General features: G+C 57.4%; 18 protein-coding genes and 1 tRNA gene. 8 read left to right on the plus strand and 11 right to left on the minus strand.

Translation table 11 applies throughout. The features are described from left to right. The first annotated feature begins 13 nt into the window (after positions 1–13). Together ACR0DO_RS12845 and ACR0DO_RS12850 are read left to right on the plus strand one after the other, a co-directional pair. Positions 14–90: transfer RNA gene (locus tag ACR0DO_RS12845), tRNA-Met, on the plus strand. Between the two features lie 404 nt (positions 91–494). After that, positions 495–1,127 (plus strand): hypothetical protein, encoded by a 633-nt coding sequence (locus tag ACR0DO_RS12850; protein ID WP_480559246.1) that lies wholly within the window; start codon positions 495–497, stop codon positions 1,125–1,127. A gap of 529 nt (positions 1,128–1,656) precedes the next feature. On the opposite strand, the gene ACR0DO_RS12855 is transcribed toward ACR0DO_RS12850, so the two are convergent. The 6 genes from ACR0DO_RS12855 to ACR0DO_RS12880 form a co-directional block, all read right to left on the minus strand. Beyond that, positions 1,657–2,277: a hypothetical protein gene (locus tag ACR0DO_RS12855; protein ID WP_480559248.1), complete on the minus strand. Its 621-nt coding sequence runs from the start codon at positions 2,275–2,277 to the stop codon at positions 1,657–1,659. 422 nt (positions 2,278–2,699) lie between these two features. After that, complete coding sequence (locus ACR0DO_RS12860) at positions 2,700–3,581, minus strand: hypothetical protein (RefSeq protein ID WP_480559250.1); 882 nt, start codon at positions 3,579–3,581, stop codon at positions 2,700–2,702. 192 nt (positions 3,582–3,773) lie between these two features. Continuing rightward, positions 3,774–4,940 (minus strand): tyrosine-type recombinase/integrase, encoded by a 1,167-nt coding sequence (locus tag ACR0DO_RS12865; protein ID WP_480559252.1) that lies wholly within the window; start codon positions 4,938–4,940, stop codon positions 3,774–3,776. A 336-nt stretch (positions 4,941–5,276) separates the two neighbouring features. Then, the gene (locus tag ACR0DO_RS12870) at positions 5,277–6,461 is read right to left on the minus strand and encodes an aminotransferase class I/II-fold pyridoxal phosphate-dependent enzyme (protein WP_480559254.1); all 1,185 of its coding nucleotides are present in this window, start codon (positions 6,459–6,461) and stop codon (positions 5,277–5,279) included. A gap of 359 nt (positions 6,462–6,820) precedes the next feature. Then, positions 6,821–10,138 carry an ATP-binding protein gene (locus ACR0DO_RS12875; protein ID WP_480559256.1) on the minus strand — a complete coding sequence of 1,106 codons (3,318 nt, stop codon included), beginning with the start codon at positions 10,136–10,138 and terminating at the stop codon, positions 6,821–6,823. 283 nt (positions 10,139–10,421) lie between these two features. Further along, positions 10,422–10,892 (minus strand): YbaK/EbsC family protein, encoded by a 471-nt coding sequence (locus tag ACR0DO_RS12880; RefSeq protein WP_170446438.1) that lies wholly within the window; start codon positions 10,890–10,892, stop codon positions 10,422–10,424. Between the two features lie 260 nt (positions 10,893–11,152). On the opposite strand from ACR0DO_RS12880, the gene ACR0DO_RS12885 reads away from it, so the two are divergent. Then, on the plus strand, positions 11,153–12,115 hold the full coding sequence (locus ACR0DO_RS12885) for a formylglycine-generating enzyme family protein (RefSeq protein WP_480559258.1): 963 nt from the start codon (positions 11,153–11,155) through the stop codon (positions 12,113–12,115). 127 nt (positions 12,116–12,242) lie between these two features. Here ACR0DO_RS12885 and ACR0DO_RS12890 read toward each other — a convergent pair whose 3' ends face one another. The 5 genes from ACR0DO_RS12890 to ACR0DO_RS12910 are packed head-to-tail and all read right to left on the minus strand — an operon-like array spanning position 12,243 to position 16,210. Then, the gene (locus ACR0DO_RS12890; RefSeq protein WP_480559260.1) at positions 12,243–12,626 is read right to left on the minus strand and encodes a carboxymuconolactone decarboxylase family protein; all 384 of its coding nucleotides are present in this window, start codon (positions 12,624–12,626) and stop codon (positions 12,243–12,245) included. 17 nt (positions 12,627–12,643) lie between these two features. After that, entirely contained in the window at positions 12,644–13,384 is a 741-nt protein-coding gene (locus ACR0DO_RS12895; protein WP_480559262.1) for a sulfotransferase-like domain-containing protein, read from the minus strand. Positions 13,385–13,402: 18 nt separating this feature from the next. Further along, positions 13,403–14,227, minus strand: a complete 825-nt coding sequence (locus ACR0DO_RS12900) for an aspartate racemase/maleate isomerase family protein (RefSeq protein WP_480559264.1) — start codon at positions 14,225–14,227, stop codon at positions 13,403–13,405. A 7-nt stretch (positions 14,228–14,234) separates the two neighbouring features. Further along, a complete protein-coding gene (locus ACR0DO_RS12905) occupies positions 14,235–15,326 on the minus strand; it encodes an aromatic ring-hydroxylating oxygenase subunit alpha (RefSeq protein ID WP_480559266.1) in 1,092 nt (363 codons plus the stop codon). Beyond that, entirely contained in the window at positions 15,323–16,210 is an 888-nt protein-coding gene (locus ACR0DO_RS12910; protein WP_480559268.1) for a MurR/RpiR family transcriptional regulator, read from the minus strand. The genes ACR0DO_RS12905 and ACR0DO_RS12910 overlap by 4 nt, the downstream gene beginning before the upstream one ends. Before the next feature lie 68 nt (positions 16,211–16,278). Between ACR0DO_RS12910 and ACR0DO_RS12915 the strand changes: the two genes are divergently transcribed. The 5 genes from ACR0DO_RS12915 to ACR0DO_RS12935 are packed head-to-tail and all read left to right on the plus strand — an operon-like array spanning position 16,279 to position 22,604. After that, positions 16,279–18,732 (plus strand): FAD-dependent oxidoreductase, encoded by a 2,454-nt coding sequence (locus ACR0DO_RS12915; protein WP_480559270.1) that lies wholly within the window; start codon positions 16,279–16,281, stop codon positions 18,730–18,732. Beyond that, complete coding sequence (locus tag ACR0DO_RS12920; RefSeq protein WP_480559272.1) at positions 18,732–19,814, plus strand: alcohol dehydrogenase family protein; 1,083 nt, start codon at positions 18,732–18,734, stop codon at positions 19,812–19,814. Before ACR0DO_RS12915 ends, ACR0DO_RS12920 begins: the two co-directional genes overlap by 1 nt. Then, the gene (locus tag ACR0DO_RS12925) at positions 19,811–20,389 is read left to right on the plus strand and encodes a dimethylsulfonioproprionate lyase family protein (RefSeq protein ID WP_480559274.1); all 579 of its coding nucleotides are present in this window, start codon (positions 19,811–19,813) and stop codon (positions 20,387–20,389) included. The genes ACR0DO_RS12920 and ACR0DO_RS12925 overlap by 4 nt, the downstream gene beginning before the upstream one ends. Further along, a complete protein-coding gene (locus tag ACR0DO_RS12930; protein ID WP_480559276.1) occupies positions 20,386–21,492 on the plus strand; it encodes a mandelate racemase/muconate lactonizing enzyme family protein in 1,107 nt (368 codons plus the stop codon). Before ACR0DO_RS12925 ends, ACR0DO_RS12930 begins: the two co-directional genes overlap by 4 nt. Next, positions 21,489–22,604 carry a mandelate racemase/muconate lactonizing enzyme family protein gene (locus ACR0DO_RS12935; protein WP_480559278.1) on the plus strand — a complete coding sequence of 372 codons (1,116 nt, stop codon included), beginning with the start codon at positions 21,489–21,491 and terminating at the stop codon, positions 22,602–22,604. Before ACR0DO_RS12930 ends, ACR0DO_RS12935 begins: the two co-directional genes overlap by 4 nt. Positions 22,605–22,706 lie beyond the last annotated feature (102 nt).

Consider the following 22,706-nt stretch of genomic DNA (forward strand, 5'->3'; position numbering starts at 1 on the left):
TCACATAAAGTGTCGCGGGATGGAGCAGCCCGGTAGCTCGTCAGGCTCATAACCTGAAGGTCGTAGGTTCAAATCCTACTCCCGCAACCAAACTAAACGGTCGGATATCAAACACTTAGCCTCGCAACTCGCGAGGCTTTTTGCTTTGCGCCAACCCAACTGGAAGCACTGTGGAAGCAAACGGTGCGGAAATATTGGTGTGGCGGACCCGCAACAGACATAGTTCGCCCAATTACCCGCGATAGGTCGCGATGAAGCTCTAACCAGACCTTCACCGTTTATCTGAGATGCCGCGAGTGCATCCGGCAACTCCGAGCCCATAGTCAGGATGCTGCACCGCGCGTCAACGCCAATTTCGCTCGCGCTTTTGCAACTGGCTTTCCATCACTAATCACTATTGGCGGGCGTATATCCACTAGAGATCAAGGGATAGTTGAATCAAGTATCGACAGTTTTTACGACACGTGAGAACAAAAATTAATTTAGGGTAAGTCATGTTCTATCGTTTCTTTTCCTCAGTGGTCCTGACGGCGGTTTTGTTCAGTGTGAGTGCGTGTGCTTCGAGGGAAGAAAGGCGTATCGCAAGAATTAGCGAGCCAAATGTTGTCGTTCCGAAGGCCGAATTCACTTCAGGGGAACTCACCGAACTTTTCTTGGAAGTGTGTGTAGAGCACGTGAGCGACCCAAGCTTTGTGCAGAAAAAAGGAGCAGAGCTAGGACTAAAGAGACGTTTTACATCCTCGCCAGACCTTTACCGCGCAACACGACGGGCGGAAGACGGGGGGCAAGTAGTACTCGCTTATGGCAATAGCACCGTCCTATGGCATAGTAGTAATGACGCCGGTGGATATGATGTCTTCAGTTGCATCGTTGAAGCCAATGTAAGCGATGCCTATTCGCCAATCTCGGATGAGATTTATGAGGCATTTTCAGTTGAACCAAGTTTTACAGCCGACGAGGAAAGGTGGGAAGAGTCGCGGACCATGGAAGCATACTCGTCAGGCAGAAAAGGTGTTCTGCGGGTCCGTCTTCCCACTGCCTATATAGGTAGCTCAAATCTCTGCGTAGGAATTCCGGATTGCAGTTTTGTCGGACCGCTAAATTTACAATTAGAAATCCGAAGGTGAAGCAAACTAGGTATTGTCCAACCTTTAACCGGCGAGGCCCCAAAAACGGCGGTCAGGCACATTTAGGTGGTTCGGACGTCTTTCCTGCCTTACGCCCTGTAGAACAAGCTCCTAAACCATCGAGATGGTGAAAATGGCTGGAGTTTCTACCTGTGGATTCAAGCTGATTGTGTGGCCTCTCAAGACAACCGATACTTCCCGCGCGCTTTGGCAAAGCCGTCAGGGATATCTGCCTGAATGGTGAATTTCAGCCCATCGAAGCCTGAATGCAGGATAGTAGCTTCCATTTGCGCTGACCTTCGCTTTCGTATTCGTGGAGGGGGGTGTTACAAGACCCCCCTCTATCGCGGTAGGGGTTAGGTCGGGCGCTTTCAACCTGTTTTTAAAGAGTGTGATCTTATTGCGGTCTGCTTAACGATGTGAGTGACGCGACACCAATGCAGGCGCGCACGAATGGCCGCTATGCGGGACAAAGCTGACGTTGCAAATGCGGAGTAAACCCACTTCAAACATTTTAGAACGATAAGGCTCAGTTTATGTCGCAACCATTTATTTGAGCATACTTGGAGGTTTCTTTTTTAAACTCTAAAAGCAAGTCAGAGTTGTCAAAATTGAAGTACAGACCAGGATAAAACACTGTGGATTGGCCGAACTTCGAGTAGTCAATTCTCCCGTTCAGCCCCAAGTTAAGAAGGCCAGAGTGCTGTATCTCACGTTCTAACCACGGAACGGCTTCTACTTGGTAATAAGGATGTTCAAACGGCCATACCTGCCCGGTTAAGCGGCGGTTCACGATGATGGCAAAATTTTGGACATTTCTATATGCTTCTGCATACCAATCATCCATAGGGAATCTTAATTCGTATAGTTCTCGACCACGCAAAACGATTCTCTCAACTCGCGCTTCGTCAAATCGGGAAAATGAGTTCAAGTTGAAGAAGTCAGTATAAAGAAAATACTCGTTGTTTTCCTCGGTTGGCTCAACCTCTCGCGAATAAACCATGGTGCAGCCGACCAGCTTAATATCAAAGTAACCCATTTCGTCCAATACGGCGTTTAGGGTTCTCGTTCCTTCGGATGCGCTGGTTCCAGCAACGAACAACACAAGCAATAATGGCAGAACAAGGCAATTAGAAATCGCTTGAAGCATCAGTCTACTATGGATCCTATTCATCACTGGGAGCGTTAAGCCTCTGTTCACATGGAGTGTAGGGGCGTGGTGAAATCAACACAGGTTTCAACATTGACCAACCTTTGAAAATCTAACAATAGAAGTTCTTTAAAGCAACTCAACCATGAATAGTGGGCCGTCACCTCTCGGGATGCCTCTTAACATCAATGCTCGGCGTCTCGGCCTCTATCTAAGTTGTTTGCCTATCAAATAGGCTGTTTGGCTTAAAGGTTATGATCCAAATTTTTGCATTCTTGGTGAATCAAGTAGCTTTGGGCTCAAACCAGACATCTGACGCTTTCTGTTAGGCTTGTGGTCTGTCCCAGCGTGGCTAACGGCCGCTGTGTGGACAAACCTGCCATTCACTCTCAAGAGCCGGATGTCTGCTTAAAAGGGTACAATCATTTCTGCTCAATCCAGCTGAAAATGACGTCGCGGACGTATTGATCAATCGCGATCCAGTCCGCGGGCTTTGTGTTTTCTTCAATCCAAATTTCGTAGGAAAATTTCAGATTTTGATCGATGCGGTATTCGAAATTGCACGTTCTACTCACACAGAACATATGGACAGACGTACCGATGGGTGATGTGTAAGATTTCGGAAAAAGCCAACTGCCAGCTATTGGAATGGTGTTCTGCCCGATCCGATGAGTATACCCATCTTCGGTCACAACCCCACCCTCTGCAATCCGTAGATCTTGGCGAGTTTCATTATCTTCGGCAGCTTTTGCACCGATTGTAGACAATCTAATGGATCGGACGCGTACACCTTCGACGCCGGGGACACCAAATTGCCCATGACCTAGTCTGGGATCGATGAACCCCCCCCAGAGCCCAGAGGTGCTTATTGGCTCAACTTGACATGGCAAGTAATTCAGGAGCTTATTGTTGTCGGCCTTTATCAGCCAGCCACTCGGGTTGGGGAGCGCAATTCCCGTGCGCTCAAGAATGGTGCCCTCGTCTGCGACAATTGACGGCATCGAGACTTTCAATTCGTCACCGTAACACTCAGCGAGGTCGGTTTCATCGGAAGAAGCTGTTAAAATGATCTGCTCAGAAGCAGCACCCTCGGCTAGTGCACCAGATTCAATTTCTTCTGGGAAACCCTGCCCACTGCTCTCAAGTCCGAGTGTATTTGACACATATGCATATGCTTGTTGGCTGCCTAGGGCTATAAATACTGCGCACATTGGGAGGCTGACGTACCAACGGTATTTTTTCAATAAATTCAATTTCGTGCACTCCACTGGAAGTCGCCACGGCAATCCAATTGATGCATGCATAAATTGATAGAGTGGTCAATGTTCTTGATAGTTGCCAACGTGATTGTACATGATAGCTGATTGCAAAGCCGACATTTGTCCACCGGGCAGCATTCGGCACTTTGGACTCGCCCCGGACCTTAGCTGCAAGCTGTTCGGATGGCGGTAGGGCGGACAAAGCGAACCCTAAACAAAGCCTGTCCAACGTCAGCTTTATTCACAAGCTCCTTCGGCAAAGCACTTTAGAAGGTCAGCCTGCTCTAAAGGCGAAATTGAATAGAAAGTCGGACACGGCGAGGTAACCAATTCTACCCTTTTGTTATTTTGGTACCGACGCAAAATTCCAGCAACGTAGATATCTGTTGGCGGCAACAAATCGACAATACCCTCATACTCAGACGATATTGACACACGCGCGTCTATATCTTCTGCAACGAACTGAATGAGTATCCCATCCAAAAGCCGATGTCCTTCAAAACGGTAGTGGCCGGGAACAGCCCCGGCAATGACGTAAGGGTTGTCAGCAAGCCGTGGCAGGGCGCTCAGAACCGCTCGGGCGGCTTGGGGCAGGGGAATGCGCCGCGCGCCTGTTTTGGTGTCTGGAAGTTCCATTCCGGCGTCTGTGATGAAGGACCATTGCAAGGTTTGGATTTCACCAAGGCGACACCCGGTCAGGATCAACAGCCGGAAGGCGGCCATGATAAAGGGTGACTCCGATCCATCCTGTTCTGCCTCTGACAATGCTTGTCCGAGCCGTTGCAACTCGTCTTGGCTCAGAAACCGTTCTCGTTTTTGTTCGCGGTATTTCGGGACATGGCGACAGGGGTTCGACCCGTCAGGGCGCAAGCCCCAGATTTCCGCCAGATTGAACATCTTGGATAGCACACCCAATGTTCGGTTGGCCTGATAGGGTTTGTCCCGGTACTTGTGGTGCAGCTCGGCAATGTCTTTCCGCTCCACATCCACCAATTTGAAGCTGCCAATGGCCGGAACAATGAACAGGTCAATCGCCCTGCGATACTCCCCTTGGGTGGATGGCTTACAGCGTTCCTTGACGTGCGTGTCAAAGAACCGCTCACACAAGGCCGCGACCGTGGGTGCGCGCCGATGCTGGGCAATCTCTTCGGCTGGGTTCTCACCCTTTGCAACTTGGCCCATCAGTTCCTTTGCCAGCTTCCGCGCCTCGTCGACTGTGATCTTGCCATGCCGACCAATGGAAACGCGCCGTGTCCTTCCGCCTTTGCGATATTGCGCCTGATAGGTTTTGGCCCCGGAGGGCATGACGCGAACACCAAACCCGGCAATCTGGCTGTCCCAGACAAAGTAGTCTTTCGCCTCAACCGGTAAGGCTTCTACGGCGCGTTTGGTCAGTTTGGGCATCCCTCATCCTTTCACTGTCATCGCCCCGTGGAAGCATTGTGGAAGCAACTGGAAGCGGTTTATGGCGTAAGAGGTAGGAACGGAGCGTGCCGGTCGTCAATAATAAAACAACGATTACAACAGGATAGGGTAAGTCAGCGTTTTCCGGCGTAGTTGGTGCAAGTGAGCGTAAGCTATCTCATAACCTGAAGGTCGTAGGTTCAAATCCTACTCCCGCAACCAATACTTCCAGTCAGATATCAAACACTTAGCCTCGCAACTCGCAAGGCTTTTTTGCTTTGCGCAACGAAGCTGTCATTCAAACGAGATGTCAATAACTCGATCGGATGCCAGCTCTCATTGCGACATTTGGTTCGCGGCCGCCTGAAATGCAGGCAATGCATTCTCTATCATTTCGTCAGTAGCAGTAAGGCAAATACGAAAATCCGTTGGCCGGTCGAAAACCGTTCCTGGCATCACGTAAACGCCATGCGTTTGAAGACACTCAGCAAAGGCATCGCTGTCACCGCCCGGGGCCCGACCCCATAGATAAAAGGTGCCTTCTGGCCTTGTCATCCTGTATCCCCATTGGCCAAGAGCACCAAGCATACGTTCACGTCGGCGAGCCAAGGCCGCTATGTCGATTGAGACGTTTTCAAGATCCGGCAGCGCATAAATCAATGGAGCATCCGGGACATTCCAACCATCCGCCATCTGCACGGCAAACCTCAGATTTTGAAGCTCTCTTCGTTCCGCCGCAGGCAAGGTTGGAGAGATTGCAAGATAACCAAGGCGCAGACCGGGTGCGAGGAGAATTTTCCCATAGGAATAGTCGATCAGTGTGTGGGGATAGACAGTCGCCGGTGTCGTAAATCCAATACCGTCAAACCGAATGCGGCGGTAGGGTTCGTCAGACAATATCCAAATTCGATGACCGATCTCAGCTGACTTAACTTCGAGCAGGTCGGCGAGCTTTTGCAGATCAGAACGCGAGTAAACGCGACCTGTCGGGTTGTGGGGCGTATTAACAACCACGATCTTGGTGCGCGGGGTAATGGCGCCGGCAATAGCCTCAAGGTCTAGGTCAAAACTGTCCGGATCCAGAGGCACCTGCACCTCTTTGGCGTCGGCTGCGGCGAGCATCGGCCCGTAGCAGAACCAACCCGGCAGCGGCACGATGCATTCGTCTCCGGGCTCAAGAAGCATGGTGAAACACATCTTGATGGCCCCAAAGGCGCCTTTGGTCAACGCGATGTCTTCCGCCTCGAACGGAAGCCCCAACTCCTTGGACAAGGCGTCTGCCAGAAAGGCGCACGGGTCTGCTTCGTTGGTCTTATACGCGAACCAGTCCACACTCTGAGGTTCGGCATGTGTCTTCAGCGCATCGACGACACTGGGCAAAGGCATTTCGTGCGGATTGCCAAATGTGAAATCTGCGACAGCTGGCGTTTCCTTCACCGCAGCATTGTAGGTTGTAAAGAAGGCTTCGACTTTCCGGATGGAATGCGCAGCACTGTTTGCACGGCGGGCAGTCATGGACATTGAACTCTCCTAACAAGATGTCGGCCCTGTAACCACAGAACGAACACTGTATTGGCGAACAGAATATAGATACCCGATTCACAGCATTTTGCAGCCTTTTTCCCTATTTGACTTGTGCGACTGGAAAGCCCGGCCATGGAACTACTTACATATTTGTCCCGGAACCGGCATTGATATCAGTGACCGGCAACGTCTAAGGCGCAAGAAGAACAGGAACCGTTATCCTGACAAACGCGCAAAGTTCAGAGCCAGAAAGCCAAACCACTCTCGCCCAAACAACGTCCAATCCAAAAACGATAAACCAAACCGTTTGTCTGGTTGCATCCGATCGTTCCAGCCGCCACGCGGGACCTTGAGTTTCACCTCGCAGTTATCTCATCAAGCAAGTCACGGGCAGCGATTACATCTGTCGTATGTTCGCCTCCTGCAATTGCTTTCAAGGCGGTACTTAGTAGGGAAGGGGCGGCAGGCGATGCGAAATTCTTGCATTGCCTAAAGTAGTCTACCGCAGTTCGAAGCTCGAACATCCCTGCTTGCTGTCGCCGTGCAGTTTCCAACGCGTCACGAAACTCCGCATCGGCAGGCCCGTTCCCGGAAAGCGCCAGCGCGTAGACCCGGTCCGTTTCAGCTTGTGCCCAACCTTCATTCGTCAGGCCTTGGTGTCTGCGTGCTTGGGCCAGCAATTCCAGAGCACCTTCCCGGTCACCTGTTTTAAGGGTGAGTTCGGCAATCAACGTCAGAAAGAACGGCTTGTAGTTCCCTGCGCCACTGGCCCACCAGGCTTCGGCCGCATTTCGCAGCGCCCGGATCGTGGTCTGGTCGGGTGAAACAAACGCATCCACCCAACTGCGCCACAGGACTGCGGTCACGGACATGAACGTGAATGAGTGTTTTGAGGCCAGATCCTCAAGTTGATCCACACGCTTGATGACCTGATCGGGTTCGCGGCGCAGAAGATGCAACATGCACAGGTAGGTCAGTGATTGGGCGATGCTATGGGCATGCTCAAGCTTTTGGGCGGCCGCAACCGCCTGTTTTTGGACCTCAAGTGCTTTGTCCGGGGCGCCGCGCATCCAAATGGCCAGACTCAGAAAGCACGAGGTGATTGCTGCGTGGTCCGACCCATATATAAAAGCCAGATGCCCATCCCGTTCCCGGTTGTAGAGCTCGAGCGCCTGCTTCAAATGCGCGTAGGCTGGGTTCAGTTCGCCAATGTGAAAAAGCACGGCCCCCATCGCACGATGGGCCACCATCTGATGCTGCGTTTCACCGGTCGTTCCGGCCAATTTCAGCAGTTGACCGGCGACATCCCTTGCCAGATCGTATTCAGCACGCACCAGGTGAAACGAATACAAACCGTTCAAAACCGGGAACAAATGCCCGGTTTCCTCGACGCGCTCACACAGGTCGCGAATTCGCTCGTAGACAGAGCCGGTTTCATCGGCGGCTATTCCGGCCGTCGATCGCAGAACACCTGCTCTGAGAACCTGTATCTCGATTTCTTTTCGGTCACGGTCGTTGCTGTGGCTTTGCTTGCGCAACTGCTCGATCGCCAGGGAAAGCTGTGTGTTTGCTTCGATGTTCGCCGAACGTTTGACCGCGCGCTGACCAGCGAGGTAGCGGCAGTCGATTGCCTGCTTGCCCATCCCGGCCATCGTGTAGTGATGCGCCAGGATTTCCGGACTGGCATCCCCGATGTGAGGGGTTTCCTGATCAAGCGACTCGGCGACCCGCGCATGCAGGACGCGACGCTCGCTTTTCAACAGGCTGTTGTAGGCGGTATCGCGAATTAGGGCGTGACGATAGCTGAAGGTTTCCAGACCTTCCGTTGCGGCGGTGGTGACAATGCCGGCGTCAACCAGCAACTCAAGGCTGGACCGCAGCGCCTTTTCGCCAAGGTGCGAGACTTCGGCGATCAGCGGATAGGAAAACTGAGGTCCGATGACCGCGCCGATCTGGGCCACTTCCTTGGCCGAACTCAGCCGGTCGAGGCGCGCCATCAACGCATCATGCAATGTGCTGGGAACCGGGCTTGCCTGAGAAGACGTACCAACCGGGTGAGTATCCCCGCCTTGGGTCAAAGTGCCTGATTCCAAAAGGTCTTTAGTCACTTCTTCCACGTAAAGCGGTACGCCATCTGATCTGGCCGCGATCAATTCATACATCGCGTCCGAGATTGGCTGACCGTGCGCAACCTCATCCACAATACGTTTGACCTGATGGAAATCCAGTTGCCTCAAGACAACTTTCGTGAGGTTGGATTGCAGCGCCCAGCCCGGGTCGAATTCGGGCCTGAATGTCATCACCACCAGCACGGGAAGGTCCCGAATCCGATCCACGATCCGGTCCAGAAGCAATTTGGTTGTCGGATCAACCCAATGCGCATCCTCGAACAACAGCAGCACTGGCTTTTCCATTGCCAGAGCCGCCAGTTTTTCCAGCAACATTGTCAGCGTCTGATCCATGATTTGCTGTGGCGTCAGATCCAATGGCCCCAATTGGTCCTCGAATGGAACCGAGAGAAGGGACGCTGCCAATTTCAATATGCCGTCGGCTGGATCACCCAGAACCGAGGAAATCTTTGCAAGCTTGGTTTCGTTTGAATCGTCGGGGCGAAATCCTGCGGCGCTCTCGAATTGGCGAATGACAGGGTAAAACGCACTCGCAAAATGATAGGGCGAACACTGGTATCGAATTTGAGTGTGCGACGCCCCCGAACTGTTTTGGCGCAGCTCTTCGACCAGCCGAGATTTGCCAATTCCCGGCTCACCCGACACCAGCACAACCTGCCCCTGACCACCACTGGCCAGCTTCCATTTTTCGTTCAGGGTCTCGTATTCGGCTGCACGGCCAACCAAGGGGTTCAGTAAAACATCGTCCAACGCCATAAAGCGGCTGACCGTTTCCCGCGCGCCGGTTACTTGCCAGGCTTCGACCTCTTTCGCAAAACCCTTGAGCTTGAAGGCGCCGCGCAAAACGTATTCGAAAGCGTCCCCTGCCAACTGATGGGTGCTGGGGGCGATAATCAGCGTGCCAGGGTCCGCCATGGCCTGAAGACGCGCCGCCAGATTCGGTGTCTCGCCCATTGCTGTGCCGTCCTCGAACATCTTTTCGCCGCGCAAATCGCCGACCACAACCAGCCCGGTCGCGATCCCTATTCGGACGTTCAGTTTCGCATGGGTCCGGATGTCCGGGATTTCCTTGATGATCCGCAGGCCCGCACGCACCGCACGCTCGGGATCATCTTCGTGGGCATGGGGAAATCCGAAAAAGACCATGATCCCGTCGCCGTAATAGCTTGCGATGTGGCCATCAAAGGCAGCAACAGACGCCGCACATGTTTCCTTGAAAAGCCGCAGAACTTCGGCCAGGTCTTCCGGATCGACACGCTGGGCGATTTCGGTGGACCCGACCAGATCGATAAACATGACGGTCAGTTGCCGTCGCTCTGCCACAATGGCGGGGCCAGGCGATGTGTGTTGCTGGCGTCGTCCGTCCTCGGCGCCAGCACGAACAGCTTTCAGGAAACGCCGTCTCGGACCCAGAGGAAGCCCGATCGTGACAAGATCTTCGTCGGTCAATTCTGTCAGATCGCCGAGTTCAATTTCGTGCTTTTCAAAGGCCGCTGCGTATTTGGACAATCCGTGATTTTCCAACCAGACCGCGATATCGGACATATTTGATCGTTTCGCTTGCTGCTTCAGCAGAACCGTCGTCTGCACCCCAACAGCGCGCATCCCCCTGTTTACTTGGTCTGTGCGGGACACACCGTGCCGGAGTGTCCAGTCCTTTTTGCCAATGAAGTACGTCGATCCGGTTTTGGTCAAGGGGGTCATGGCGCTTTACCGGGCGGGGCCGCCAACAATTCCGTGACCGTTTTGGGCTTGGCGCAAACGCAAGCCAACTGGTTAGACCCAACCCGATAGGTCCAATGCCTGTCTGCCAGATTTCATTCGATACCTAGTGCATACAGCAGAAGGCCCCGTGCGGAGCGTCTTTCATCAATGTATCGAAATCCTTGCCGCGCATCTCGACCAGTGTCTTGTGGTCACCTGCTTCGAACCAGATCTTGTCCAACCCGGTCAGGCTGTCGTCGACGACGGTCGGCAGATCATAGGCTTCGCCCACAGGCGGCACCGCGCCGAGGGCGCAATCATCGAACAGACCATCCATTTCAGATTCCGGTGCCAATCCAAGACGGCGGTTCATCATCGATTGCAGGGCGGTCAGGTCAACCCGGTGATTGCTGGGCAGAACCGCAAGCAGAGGTCCTTCCTCCATATGGATCAGAACCGATTTGGCGAGGTGGTCACCGGGGACATGCGCCGCTTCGGCACATTCGGCAGCGGTTGCGGCATAAGGATGGGGAACGGTGTCAAACGGAAGCCCTTGGGCATCCAGATGATGTTTCAGACGAGTCGCAATGGTCATGTAGCCCTCCGTATCATCGAAGGCGTCCCGGTCGCGAAACGTGTGACGGTGCGCAACTAGGGCGCAAGTGTGTGTGAGCCCATATTGTGCGCCGATTGGCCGGATCGGGCAAGGGGGCGGGTCGGTGATTGGCTGGATCAGATCGGACCATCTTGACAACATGCTGTTTGAAAACCAAGAAAATCCGAAATGTCGGGAAATCTGTTTGTCGTCCGCCAGTTCCAGACATCATCAGGTATTTGCGCCAAGGAGTTACTTCCATGAAATACGGTTTTCTGGGCATCTGGTTTCTGTTGTCGGCCATCGCGACACCCGCCCAGGCGCAGTACCGGATTGCCGATGGAACACAGGTAAACGATCTGGAGATGTTTCAGGAATGCGACGTCTGCCCTGAAATGGTTGTCCTGCCCCTTGGTGAGTTCCAAATGGGTGGTCCTCCGGGTGAATCCAAGCAGAATGTCAAATTTGATGACGCTGGAAATTGGATACTTGTCACTCCAGATGATCCCTACATAGCGTTTCATGAGGGGCCGGTTCATTCTGTCACGATTGATTTGCCCGTTGCCATGGGCCGCAATGAAGTCACTTATGATGAATGGATGGCGTGCGTGAATGATGGCGGGTGCGGCGGGTACGAACCTGAGGATTTCATTCGGTTACCAAAATCGCAGCGCGCGAAGGTCATTGGGAAACATCCAGTCATCACTGTCTCTAACCTGGACGCGGCTTTGTACACAGATTGGTTGAACAGCAAGGTGGGGGCGGATGTTTATCGCCTGCCAACCGAAGCAGAATGGGAATATGCCGCCCGCGCCGGGACCCAAACTCCTTTTGCCCAGGGCGAAGAGGTGACAACGGATCAGGTGAACTTTCTGGGCAGCGCGACCGAGATCATGTTGGGCGAAGAATTCCCTGACCTTGTCTCACGCGGGAAACCTGTGCCGGTAGATACCCTCGATGCAGCCAATGCATGGGGTCTGCGGCACATGTCCGGCAATGTGGTGGAAAGAACAATGTCCTGCTGGACAGACACGTATGAGGGGTGGGAGACCTCCAGCCTCTACTTGGAAAAGGCCCGCGAACCAAACTGCGAAAGACGCGTTACGCGAGGAGGGGCGTACCCGGCGGCCATGGATAGCTCACGTGTTGCCGGACGGGGCAGCGGATTGGAAGACACCCGAACAAGCGTGTCGGGGTTCCGTGTTTTGAGAGACCTGAAGTGAGTGTTCTTGCCCACAAGTGACGGGCACAGAAGTTGCTTTCCCGCACACAGGCCGGAACGATAGAGGTGTGGGCCAGTTCACATAAAACGGCTCTCGGACTTCGGACTTTCCGCAGTAGGGGGCGTAGTCACTCATTCTCCAATACGCGCCGCGCCACCCGAAAACACTCCAGTGCCTGGGGCACGCCGCAGTAGATGCCGATCACGTGGATGATGGCGCGAATCTCTTCTTTGGTGACGCCGTTGTTCAGTGCGCCTTTGCAGTGAATTTCCCACTCGTGCATCTTTCCCAATGCGCCAATCATCGCAAGGTTCATCATCGACCGGGTTTTTGCGTCGATCACGTCATCGCCCCAGCCAAAGCCCCAGCACCAGGCGGTCATCGCCTCTTGAAACGGGCGGGTGAAATCATCTGCGGCCGCCAGGTTCTTTTCCACGTATTCGGCGCCCAGAGTGCCTTTGCGTTGTTCCAGACCTTTGAGGAAAAGGTCTTCGTCGAAAATATCTGCCATGTTGGGTCTCCGGTGCTTCAGCGCGTCAGGCGGTGTTTGTAGAGGTGATCATAGTGCGGTTTCATCCGGCGATGCACCTGTTTCACCCGGTCCGGGGCATCGTCGATTTCAATATATTTGCGGGGCTGTGGTGCAAGGCCCGTTGAATTCGCAAGGTTGGCGTGGAAGGACCCGCCATCCCACCAGCTATGGGCCGAGGGGTCGCCGCCCGCCTCCCAGCTGAGGGCGTCTTCGATAAAGGGAATGCCGACGGCGTCGCAGAACGCCTGCGTCATGCCGTGCGGGTCTTCCAGCAGATCATCGCTGTCGATCACCGGCGGCGGGGTGCCGTTCAACGCGGTCAGCAAGTCGAACAGGGCGCGTTGTTCGGGAAAGCCAACCTCGCCCTCGGCGAAATCGGGCCAGCGTTTGTAGATGGAAGTGATGGTTTTCGCCGGATCGCGGATCAGGAAGGCATGGTTGAAATGCGACAGGAACTCGGCATCCCACATGTGGTTGATGTAATGCGGGAAGTCCTTGAGGAAGACCGGCCCCATTTTTGCACGCGCCTGAATGTCCTGCCACACGCTGTCCAAAGTCAGGCCGGGCGTCGTCACATCGCCCGGCTTGAACCGATGCCACAACGGGTCTTCGCCCTGATACCAGGCCTCGCCAAACGGTTCGTGCAGGCAATCCAGATCGCCACGTTGCCGCATCATCCATTCAAAGGCCGTCGAGGTGGACCGGGGCACCGCCCAGAGCGCGAGGATTTTGTGCATGGGTTTGGAACCTCCGGGTCAGAGCCGTTTCAAAAGCTGGCCATGCGGCGTTTCCGGTGACAGGCCGAGCGACTTGAAGATGCGCCAATAGAGCGCGATGTCATGGCCGATCACCGGCTTGCCGAGGGCGGCCTCCAGCGTATCGGCCAGATGCAGCGGACGCTGTGGCAGACCATTCGGACCGGTTCGGAAATTGCACATCCCGTTGATCAGGATCGCATCGGCCTGTGGTGCCTGTTCGGCGACGTATTCGAAGCTTTTCAGCGCCAGGTCACTGTCAAACACCCAGCGGCACGCGTTGATATCCTCCTGACTGGCAAACCACCCCTGATCGTGGAAATTGCCCGCATAGAGCACATCGAACCCGGCCTCTTGCAGAAATCCGACCGTGCCCTGCCACCATTCGGGCCAGTGATAGGCGGCATTCAGCGCGACCTTTTCCACATTCACCTCGCGCAGGGCTTCGACCATCGCGTAACCGGCCATGTGGAACCGGGTGCCATACCTGTCCGACAGCTCTGCGCAATGCTGACGGACGCCCTCGACCCCCAACCCGCAGGCATGCACCCAGTTCGAACCGACCTGACCGCAGACGTCGACACCGTTGCGGGACATGCAATGCACGAAATCCTCGAGCATGCCGAAATTCTGCTTTCGTTGATCCAGTCCGTGCGCGTAGTCCGGCACATGCAGCATCCAGCCATGTACGCCGACCGTCTCGGGGCAGATGCGCAGAAAATCCGACGGGGCGGCGTCAAAGTCGAAGGGCGGACAGGTGAAGCCGACCTGATGCGGGAACAGCTTGTGCTCGGGTCGCCAGTCCTCGGGCATCAGCATGGGCATTCACCGGTCAAGGATCGACCGCCTCGCGCATCCATTGCTGCAACCGGGCAATCGAATGTTCCGACATCACGCCACAGCCCGGGTCCAACACCAGCGGGCCGGGGCGGTAGCCGCGGGATTTCAGGCCGCGATGAACGGACTCGACCAGCCGGATATCCTCCTCGACCGTGGTCTCTCGGTCCTGCACCGCCAACTGCCGGATCACGGCGCTTTCCGAGCCGCCCTCGGTGTACCAGCCGCGCCAGACAGTGCAGTGATCCGCATCGTTGGCGCGCCAGTGATAGGTGTTCAGCACATTGCCCGGGTAGCACTGGAACGAAAACATCGGCCACAGGAACCATGACTGGTAATCCCCCGCATGGGGCACTGACAGGTCGATGGGATAGGTCATCTTGTCGAGGCTTTGGCATTCCGTCGTATGGCGCAACACGTAACCACCATCCGCGTCGGGCTGGATGTCATAGGTTTCGGGCTTGACCACGCCTTCGGCAAAGGTCGGGTGGTTGGTCGGGCAGTGATAGCATTCCGAGTAGTTCTCGATGCTGACTTTCCAGTTGCAGTGTTCCGGAATCTCGACCCATTCCAGCGGTTCCAGATCGTCGATCTGCGGCACGAAGGCCCGGATTTCCTCGCGCACGCCGGGATACCATTCGTCCATCGGCGCGGCGTTGTCGTCGAGATTGACGAAGATGAAACCGTTGAACACTTCGGTCCGCACCGAGGTCAGGCAGATGGCGCTGCGGTCGAAGCCGGGGACGGATTTGATGTTCGGTCCGGCGCGCAACTGGCCGGACAGTTCATAGGTCCAGGCGTGGTAGGGGCAGACGACGACGCGGGTGTTGCCCGCGCCGCTGACCATTTCGTGCGCGCGGTGCTGGCAGACATTGTAAAAGGTGCGGATTTCGCCGTCACGGCCCCGGATGCAGAACAGGCTTTGCCCGGCGATTTCGAACGCGAAATAGTCGCCGGTTTCCCGCACCTGCGCCACATGGCCCGCGAATTGCCACGTTCGGGCCAGAAGACCCTGCATTTCCTGCGCGAATATCGCCGGGTCCGTGTAATAGCGCGCGTCCAGTGAGTGCGTCAGCGGTGCGTTCATTCGGGCTCCTCCGCGTAGAGGCCAAGTTGGTGTCTGCGTTGGTGAAACCGCTCCACCCGCTCGACGATTTCGTCGCTGGACACCGCAATCACGAAGGACAGCAACGTTTCCAGCAAGGCGATGGTCGAAACGGAGGAGGGGAAGAATTGCGGCGTATCCGCGGCCACGACAAAGCCATGCTGCGCGTTCAGGATGACCGGGCTGGCCGGGCTGTCCGAGATGCCAATGACGGTCAGCCCCTGCAGGCGGGCCAGTTTGATCGCGTCGATCACTTCGGTCCGGTAGGGGTGACAGGTGATGGCGATCAGCACGTCCTGTTCATCGGCCCAGGCCAGATCGTCCACGGGGGTCGAGCCGGGACGGGGGATGGCGTGAAATTGCTTCATCCCCGTTGAGGCCAGATAGGTGAAGTTCTGCGCGTTCGCATTGTTGACGCCGACGCCCAGCGTGAAAATCTGGCGGCAGTTCCATATGTCTTCGGCCGCCGCCTTTAGGCGCGCGGCGTCGATCCCGGCAAAGGTGTCCTCGATATTGCGGATCGCCGCGCCGACCATATCGGCATAAAGCCCGCCCAGCTCACCGGACTTGCCGATATCCTGCAACCAGCGGGCGCGATCAGGAAACGACACGCCACCCTGACGAATCGCATCGCGGAACGGGGCGCGAAAATCCTCGTACCCTTCGAACCCAACCTGCCGGGCCATGCGGACGAATGTGTTGGGCTTGACCTTTGCAGCCTCGGCAATTTCTCGCACGGTCGAAACCCCAACATCCGTTGGGTTTTCCAGCACGTAACGCGCGGCTTTCTGTGCCTCGGGGGTGAGGGCTTCCCACTCCTGGCTGAGGCGGTCGAGAACGATTGATGATACATTTGTGTCATTCATGATTGACGATGGTACAAATGTGGAATTAGCCTGTCGAGCAGAAAAGCGACTCGGGAAGAGGAAATGTCATGTCCGAGAAGAAATTGCCCACCACAGCCCGCGTGGTCATCGTCGGAGGCGGCGTCATGGGGGTCGGTCTGGCCTATCATCTGGCGCATGAAGGCTGGGGCGCGGATACCGTCCTTTTGGAAAAGGCAGAATTGACTAGCGGCAGCACCTGGCACGCGGCGGGGCAGATCACCCATTCGACCTCAAGCTTTGGGCTGGGCAAATGCGTGGACTACAATATCGGTCTCTATTCCGGGGCGTTGGAGGCCGAAACGGGCCAGCCGGTGACATGGCACGGCTGCGGGTCCTTCCGTCTGGCCTATACCGAGGATGAGATGGACTGGCTGCGCCATACCCTGTCGGTGGGCCGGTCACTGGGCTTCAACATCGAACTGGTTGGCCCCGAAAAGGTCGCCGAGTTGCACCCGTTCTACAATCTCGACGGCGTTTTGGGCGCGTTGCACACGCCGGATGATGGCCATGTTGACCCGACCAATGTGACCATGGCGATGGCTGCGGGCGCGCGCCAGAAGGGTGTGCAAATCTTCCGCAACTGCCGCGCAACCAACATCACGCAGGCCGACAATGGCGAGTGGGTGGTCGAGACCGAGATGGGCACCATCACCTGCGAGCATGTGGTGAATGCTGGTGGCACCTATGCGCGGCAGATGGGCGAATGGTCGGGGCTGCAACTGCCTATGACCTCGATGACCCACCATTACTTCGTGACCGAGCCGGTGCCCGAGTTCCAGAACCTGGACAAAGAGCTGCCGGTGATCCGCGATGACCGCAAGGTCTCGGGCTATATCCGGATGGAGCAGCAGCGTGGGTTGATCGGGATTTACGAGAAAGAGAACCCGAATTCGGTCTGGCATGATCACTGCCCGTGGGAATACGAAAATTGGCTGTTCGATGCGGATTACGACCGGGTGATGCCATGGCTTGAGGAAAGCCTGAACCGCATGCCCATCTTTGCCGAACTGGGTATCCAGCGCGATGTGCATGGGGCGATCTCGCATCCGCCCGATGGCAACCCGCTGATCGGGCCCGCGCCGGGTGTGCAGAACTACTGGTGCTGCTGCGGTACGCAGATCGGCATTGGCTGGGGGCCGGGTCTGACCCGCGAGCTGGCGCGCTGGATGGTGCATGGGGCGGCCGATATCTCGATGCGCGAGTTCGACCCGCGCCGGTTCGGCAGCTATGCCACCAAGGACTGGCAGGTGATCAAGGCTGAAGAGGACTACTGCCTGCGCCATGAAATCCCCTTTCCGCATTTCAACCGTCTGGAGGGGCGTCCGATCAAGCCATCGCCGCTGTATGAGTTGCTGAAGTCCAAAGGCGCGGTGCATGAAGAGGTCTATGGGTTTGAGCGCCCCCGCTGGTTCGCCCGCGACGGGGTCGAGCAGCGCGATCACTACTCCTTCCGCCGTACCCCCGCCGACGACATGGTCGCGGCCGAGGTCAAGGCGGTGCGCGAACGCGTTGGTATCATGGATGTAACCGCCTTCACTAAGGTCGAGGTCTCTGGCCCTGACGCCTATGCCCTGCTGGATCGGCTGACCGCCAATCGGATGCCGCAGAAGGTTGGCTCGATCACGCTGACCCATATGCTGAACCGCCGGGGCCGGATCGAGTTGGAGGCCACGATTGTTCGCATGGCCGAGGATCGCTTCTATCTGGTCTGCGCGGCGTTCTTCGAGCAACGCCTGCTGGATCACCTGGCGCAACACCGCGCGGACGAGGTTGTGCAGATCACCGCCCTGTCCGCCGAATGGTCGGCCCTGTCCCTGAACGGCCCACGGTCGCGGGACGTGTTGGCGCGCTGCACCGATGCCGATCTGACCAATGCAGGTTTCCGCTGGTTGTCCGCGCAAAAGATCACCATCGCGGGGCATAAAATCTGGGCCTTTCGCATGTCCTATGCCGGTGAGCTGGGCTGGGAACTGCACATGCCCAACGCCGCCTGTCTGGATGTTTACACCGCGCTTTGGGCGGCCGGAGAGCCGCATGGCATCGCCGACTATGGCAGCTTTGCCATGAATGTGATGCGGATGGAGAAGGGTTTCAAAGGTGCGGGCGAGTTGACCAACGAAGTCACTCTGGCCGAGGCAGACGTGCTGCGCTTTGCCCGCACCGACAAGGACTATCTGGGCAAGGACAAGACCCTGAACGCGGACCTGCCGTGGATTTGCGCCTATCTGGAAATCGAACCGGATGGTGAGATTGATGGCCACGGTGGCGAAGCGGTGATGCTGGATGGTCGCGTCGTGGGGTCCACTGCGTCGGTGGTCTACGGGCATACGGTCGGCAAAATCCTCGCCTTTGCCTATATCAGGCCCGAAGCCGCAACATCCGGAACCGCCCTGCAGGTCGTAATCCACGGCTCGGCCCGCGCGGCGCGTGTGCTGGGCGAACCAGCCTATGACCCGCAAAGCCTGCTGCCCCGCACCGACACCGCATTGGAGACCGCGTGATGAGACTGCCCGACACAATGAAAGCCATGGTCACGATGGGCCATGGCGGTCTGGACCAGATGGTGCTGCACAAAGACTGGCCCCGGCCCGACCCCGCGCTCGGAGAGGTGCTGATCAAGGTTGCCGCCTGCGGTCTGAACAACACCGACGTCAACACGCGATCCGGTTGGTATTCCAAGACCGTTACCGATGCGACCACCGGAGGAGCCTTTGAAGAAGTCGGCGAAGAGGACCCCACATGGGGCGGCGCACCGATCACCTTCCCGCGCATACAAGGCGCCGATATCTGCGGCGAAATCGTGGCCGTGGGCGACGGCGTGGACCCCGCCCGTATCGGCGAACGTGTCATCACCGATGGCTGGCTGCGCGATCCGTCGGATCCCGGCAACATGGACAAGACCGGTTATTACGGCTCGGAACGGGACGGCGGTTTTGCCGAATACGCCACGACGCTGGCCGTGAACGCGGTGCCGATCACGTCCGACCTGTCGGATGCCGAGCTTGCGACCTTCTCCTGTTCCTATTCCACCGCCGAAGGCATGCTGACCCGCGCCAACGTGACTGACAGGGACACGGTTCTTGTCCCCGGAGCCTCGGGCGGTGTCGGTGGCGCGCTGGTGCAACTGGCCAAACGGCGCGGTGCCCGTGTGATCGCATTGGCGTCCGAGGCGAAACATGCCGACGTGGCAGAGCTGGGGCCGGACATGATCCTGCCTCGGGCACCTGAAAACCTGCGCGCCGCGCTGGGCGATGAAAAGATAACCGTGGTCGCGGATGTGGTCGGTGGCCCCTATTGGCCCAACCTGATCGACATCCTCGAACGTGGCGGCCGGTACACCTGTTCCGGTGCCATCGCCGGCCCGATGGTCGATTTCGACCTGCGCACCTTTTACTTGCGTGACCTGACCTTCACCGGCTCGACCGTGATCGATCCGCAGGTGATGCGGAACCTCGTGACATACATCGAGGCCGGAGAAATCAAACCCGCCCTCGCCGCGACCTATCCGCTGGAGGAGCTGCGCGAGGCGCAAGCCGCCTTCATCGCCAAACAGCACACCGGGAATATTGTGGTGATCCCATGACTCTGGACGACGTATTAGAGGCCGCGCGGCAGCTGCATCAGGCGCATCCTGATCTGTCGGACTTCGGAGCATGGCCCACGGACCTGACCGCAACCCAACTACAGCCCAGCCACATTCCCGCAGTTGATCTGGTGCGCAATTTCGATGCAGGCGGCAGCGAAACCACCCGCGCCTTGTCCGACGCGATCAGGGCCACTGCCCATCTGGCCCACTGGAAGCTGACCTATACCGAGGATGAAGTCGGTGCCGATTTCCTCAATCGCTATGGGTATTACGAACTGTTCGGTCCGACCGGTCATTTCCGCTCGACCCAGTTGCGGGGATACGTCGCCTATTGGGGGGCGGGTCTGCACTATGACTGGCACAGCCATCAGGCCGAGGAGCTGTATCTGACGCTGGCCGGAGGGGCCGTGTTCCGGGTCGCAGGCGATGACAGCTTTGTCGGGCCGAACCAGACGCGCCACCATGACAGTTGGCAAAGCCATGCGATGACCACGACAGACCAGCCGATCCTGACCTTTGTCCTCTGGCGTGGGGAAGGCATGGATGACTTGCCACGGATGGATGCCGCATGAAGATCACCCGCATCCGCATCTATCAGACCGGTCTGCCCTATGTGGGCGGGGCCTATGTCTGGGGTGCGGGCAATGCGATTGAAACGGCCACGGCGTCGGTGGTTGTGATCGACACCGACGCCGGATTGCAGGGCTGTGGTGAGTTCACACCCTGCGGTGAGAACTACATGGTCGCCCATTCCGAGGGGGTGGCGTCCTTGGCGCGGCTGGTGGCGCCGTCGCTGCTGGGGGAAGACCCCCGGCAGGTGGCACGGATCGAACAACTGTTGGACCATCTGGTGCAGGGGCACGGATACGCCAAGGCTCCGTTCGACGCGGCGTGCTGGGATATTCTGGCGCAGGCCTGCGATCAGCCCGTCTGGATGCTGCTGGGCGGAAAGCTGACCGATGGTGCGCCGATGTACCGCGTGGCGCCGCAAAAGGCGGTGGATGAGACGGTGGCCGAGATGAACACCTACCGCGATCAGGGCTATCGCCAGTTTCAGATCAAGGTCGGCGGCGATTGGGTCAGCGATATTGACCGCATTCGCGCCTCGGTGTCCTTGCTGCAACCGGGTGAAAAGGCGATGGCCGATGCCAATCAGGGGTGGCGCGTGGACAACGCGATCCGGGTGGCGCGGGCAACGCGCGATCTGGACTTCATCCTGGAACAGCCCTGCCGTAGTTATGAGGAATGCCAGCAGGTCCGCCGTGTTGCCGAACAGCCGATGAAGCTGGATGAATGCCTCACCGGACTGCACATGGCCCAACGGATCGTTGCGGATCGGGGTGCCGAGATCTGCTGCCTGAAAATCTCGAACCTCGGCGGTCTCAGCAAGGCGCGCCGGGTGCGGGACTTTCTGGTGGAAAACCGCATTCCGGTGGTCAGCGAGGATACCTGGGGCGGTGAGATCACCACTTCGGTCGTGGCGCATTTCGCGGCCTCGACGCCGCCCGAATTCCTGCAGAACACCACTGACCTGATGAATTACAACACCCGATCCACCGGAAACGGCGGCCCGGCGTCGCGGGATGGCAAGCTTTACGCCCCGGATACGCCAGGGTTGGGCGTAACCCCGGATTTCGAAAGCCTCGGCGCACCGGTGGCGGAGTATGCCCTATGAAAATCAAGACCATAACAGTTTTCCAAGTCGATCTGCCGCTGGAGCATCCCTATTGGCTGTCCGGCGGGCGGCTGAAGTTCGAAACGCTCGACGCGACGGTGGTGAAAATCGAAACCGATACCGGCCTGATTGGCTGGGGCGAGGGCACCCCATGGGGCCATACCTACGTGCCCGCGCATGGGCCGGGCATCCGCGCAGGGATTGAAACGATGGCACCGTTCCTGCTCGGCCTTGATCCTCGCAAGGTGCTGAATGTGGAACGCGCAATGGATATTGCGCTGCCGGGGCATCTTTATGCCAAAAGTCCGATCGACATGGCCTGCTGGGATATCGCGGGGCAGGCGGCGGGCCTGCCGATTGCCGATCTGATGGGCGGAGGGTCCCGCACCCCGCGCCCGATTGCCTCGTCGGTCGGCGCAAAAACCATCGACGAAACTCGCGAGGTGATGGACCGCTATCGCAGCCGGGGCTACATCGCCCATTCGGTCAAGATCGGCGGCGATGTGGAACGCGACATCGCCCGCGTCCGCGACGTGGAAAGCACCCGCCGTCCGGGTGAGATCATCCTCTACGATGTCAATCGCGGCTGGACCCGGCAACAGGCCCTGCGGGTGATGAGCGCCTGCGAGGACCTGAACGTGACGTTCGAACAGCCCTGCGAGACATTGGACGACATCGCCGCGATCTCGGGCCGTCATGCCTCGCCCGTGTCGGTCGACGAAAGCCTCGTCACCCTGCAGGACGCCACCCGCGTCGCCCGTGATGGCCTGGCCGAGGTGTTCGGGATCAAGCTCAACCGCGTCGGCGGCCTGACCAAGGCGGCACGGATGCGGGATATCGCGCTGGCGCATGGAATCGACATGTTCGTGATGGCGACCGGAGGCTCGGTTCTGGCCGATACCGAGGCGCTGCATCTGGCCGCCACCATCCCGGATGGCAATTGCCACGCCGTCTGGGCCTGTCAGGACATGATCACCGTCGATATCGCCGATGGTCGCGGGCCGCGCAACATCGACGGCCACCTGCACCTGCCGGAAACGCCGGGCCTCGGCGTCCACCCCGACGAAGACGCCCTCGGCCCCCCGATCGCAACCTACGAGGCCCCGCGATGATCCGCCTCTTCATCTGTCCAAAAATATCCCGGGGAGTGAATTGGCCAAAGGCCAAGAGAGGGGCTGGCCCCTCTGACAGCGCCGCGCCCAAACGCAAAGGAC

This window comes from Ruegeria sp. AM9, from assembly GCF_056540565.1.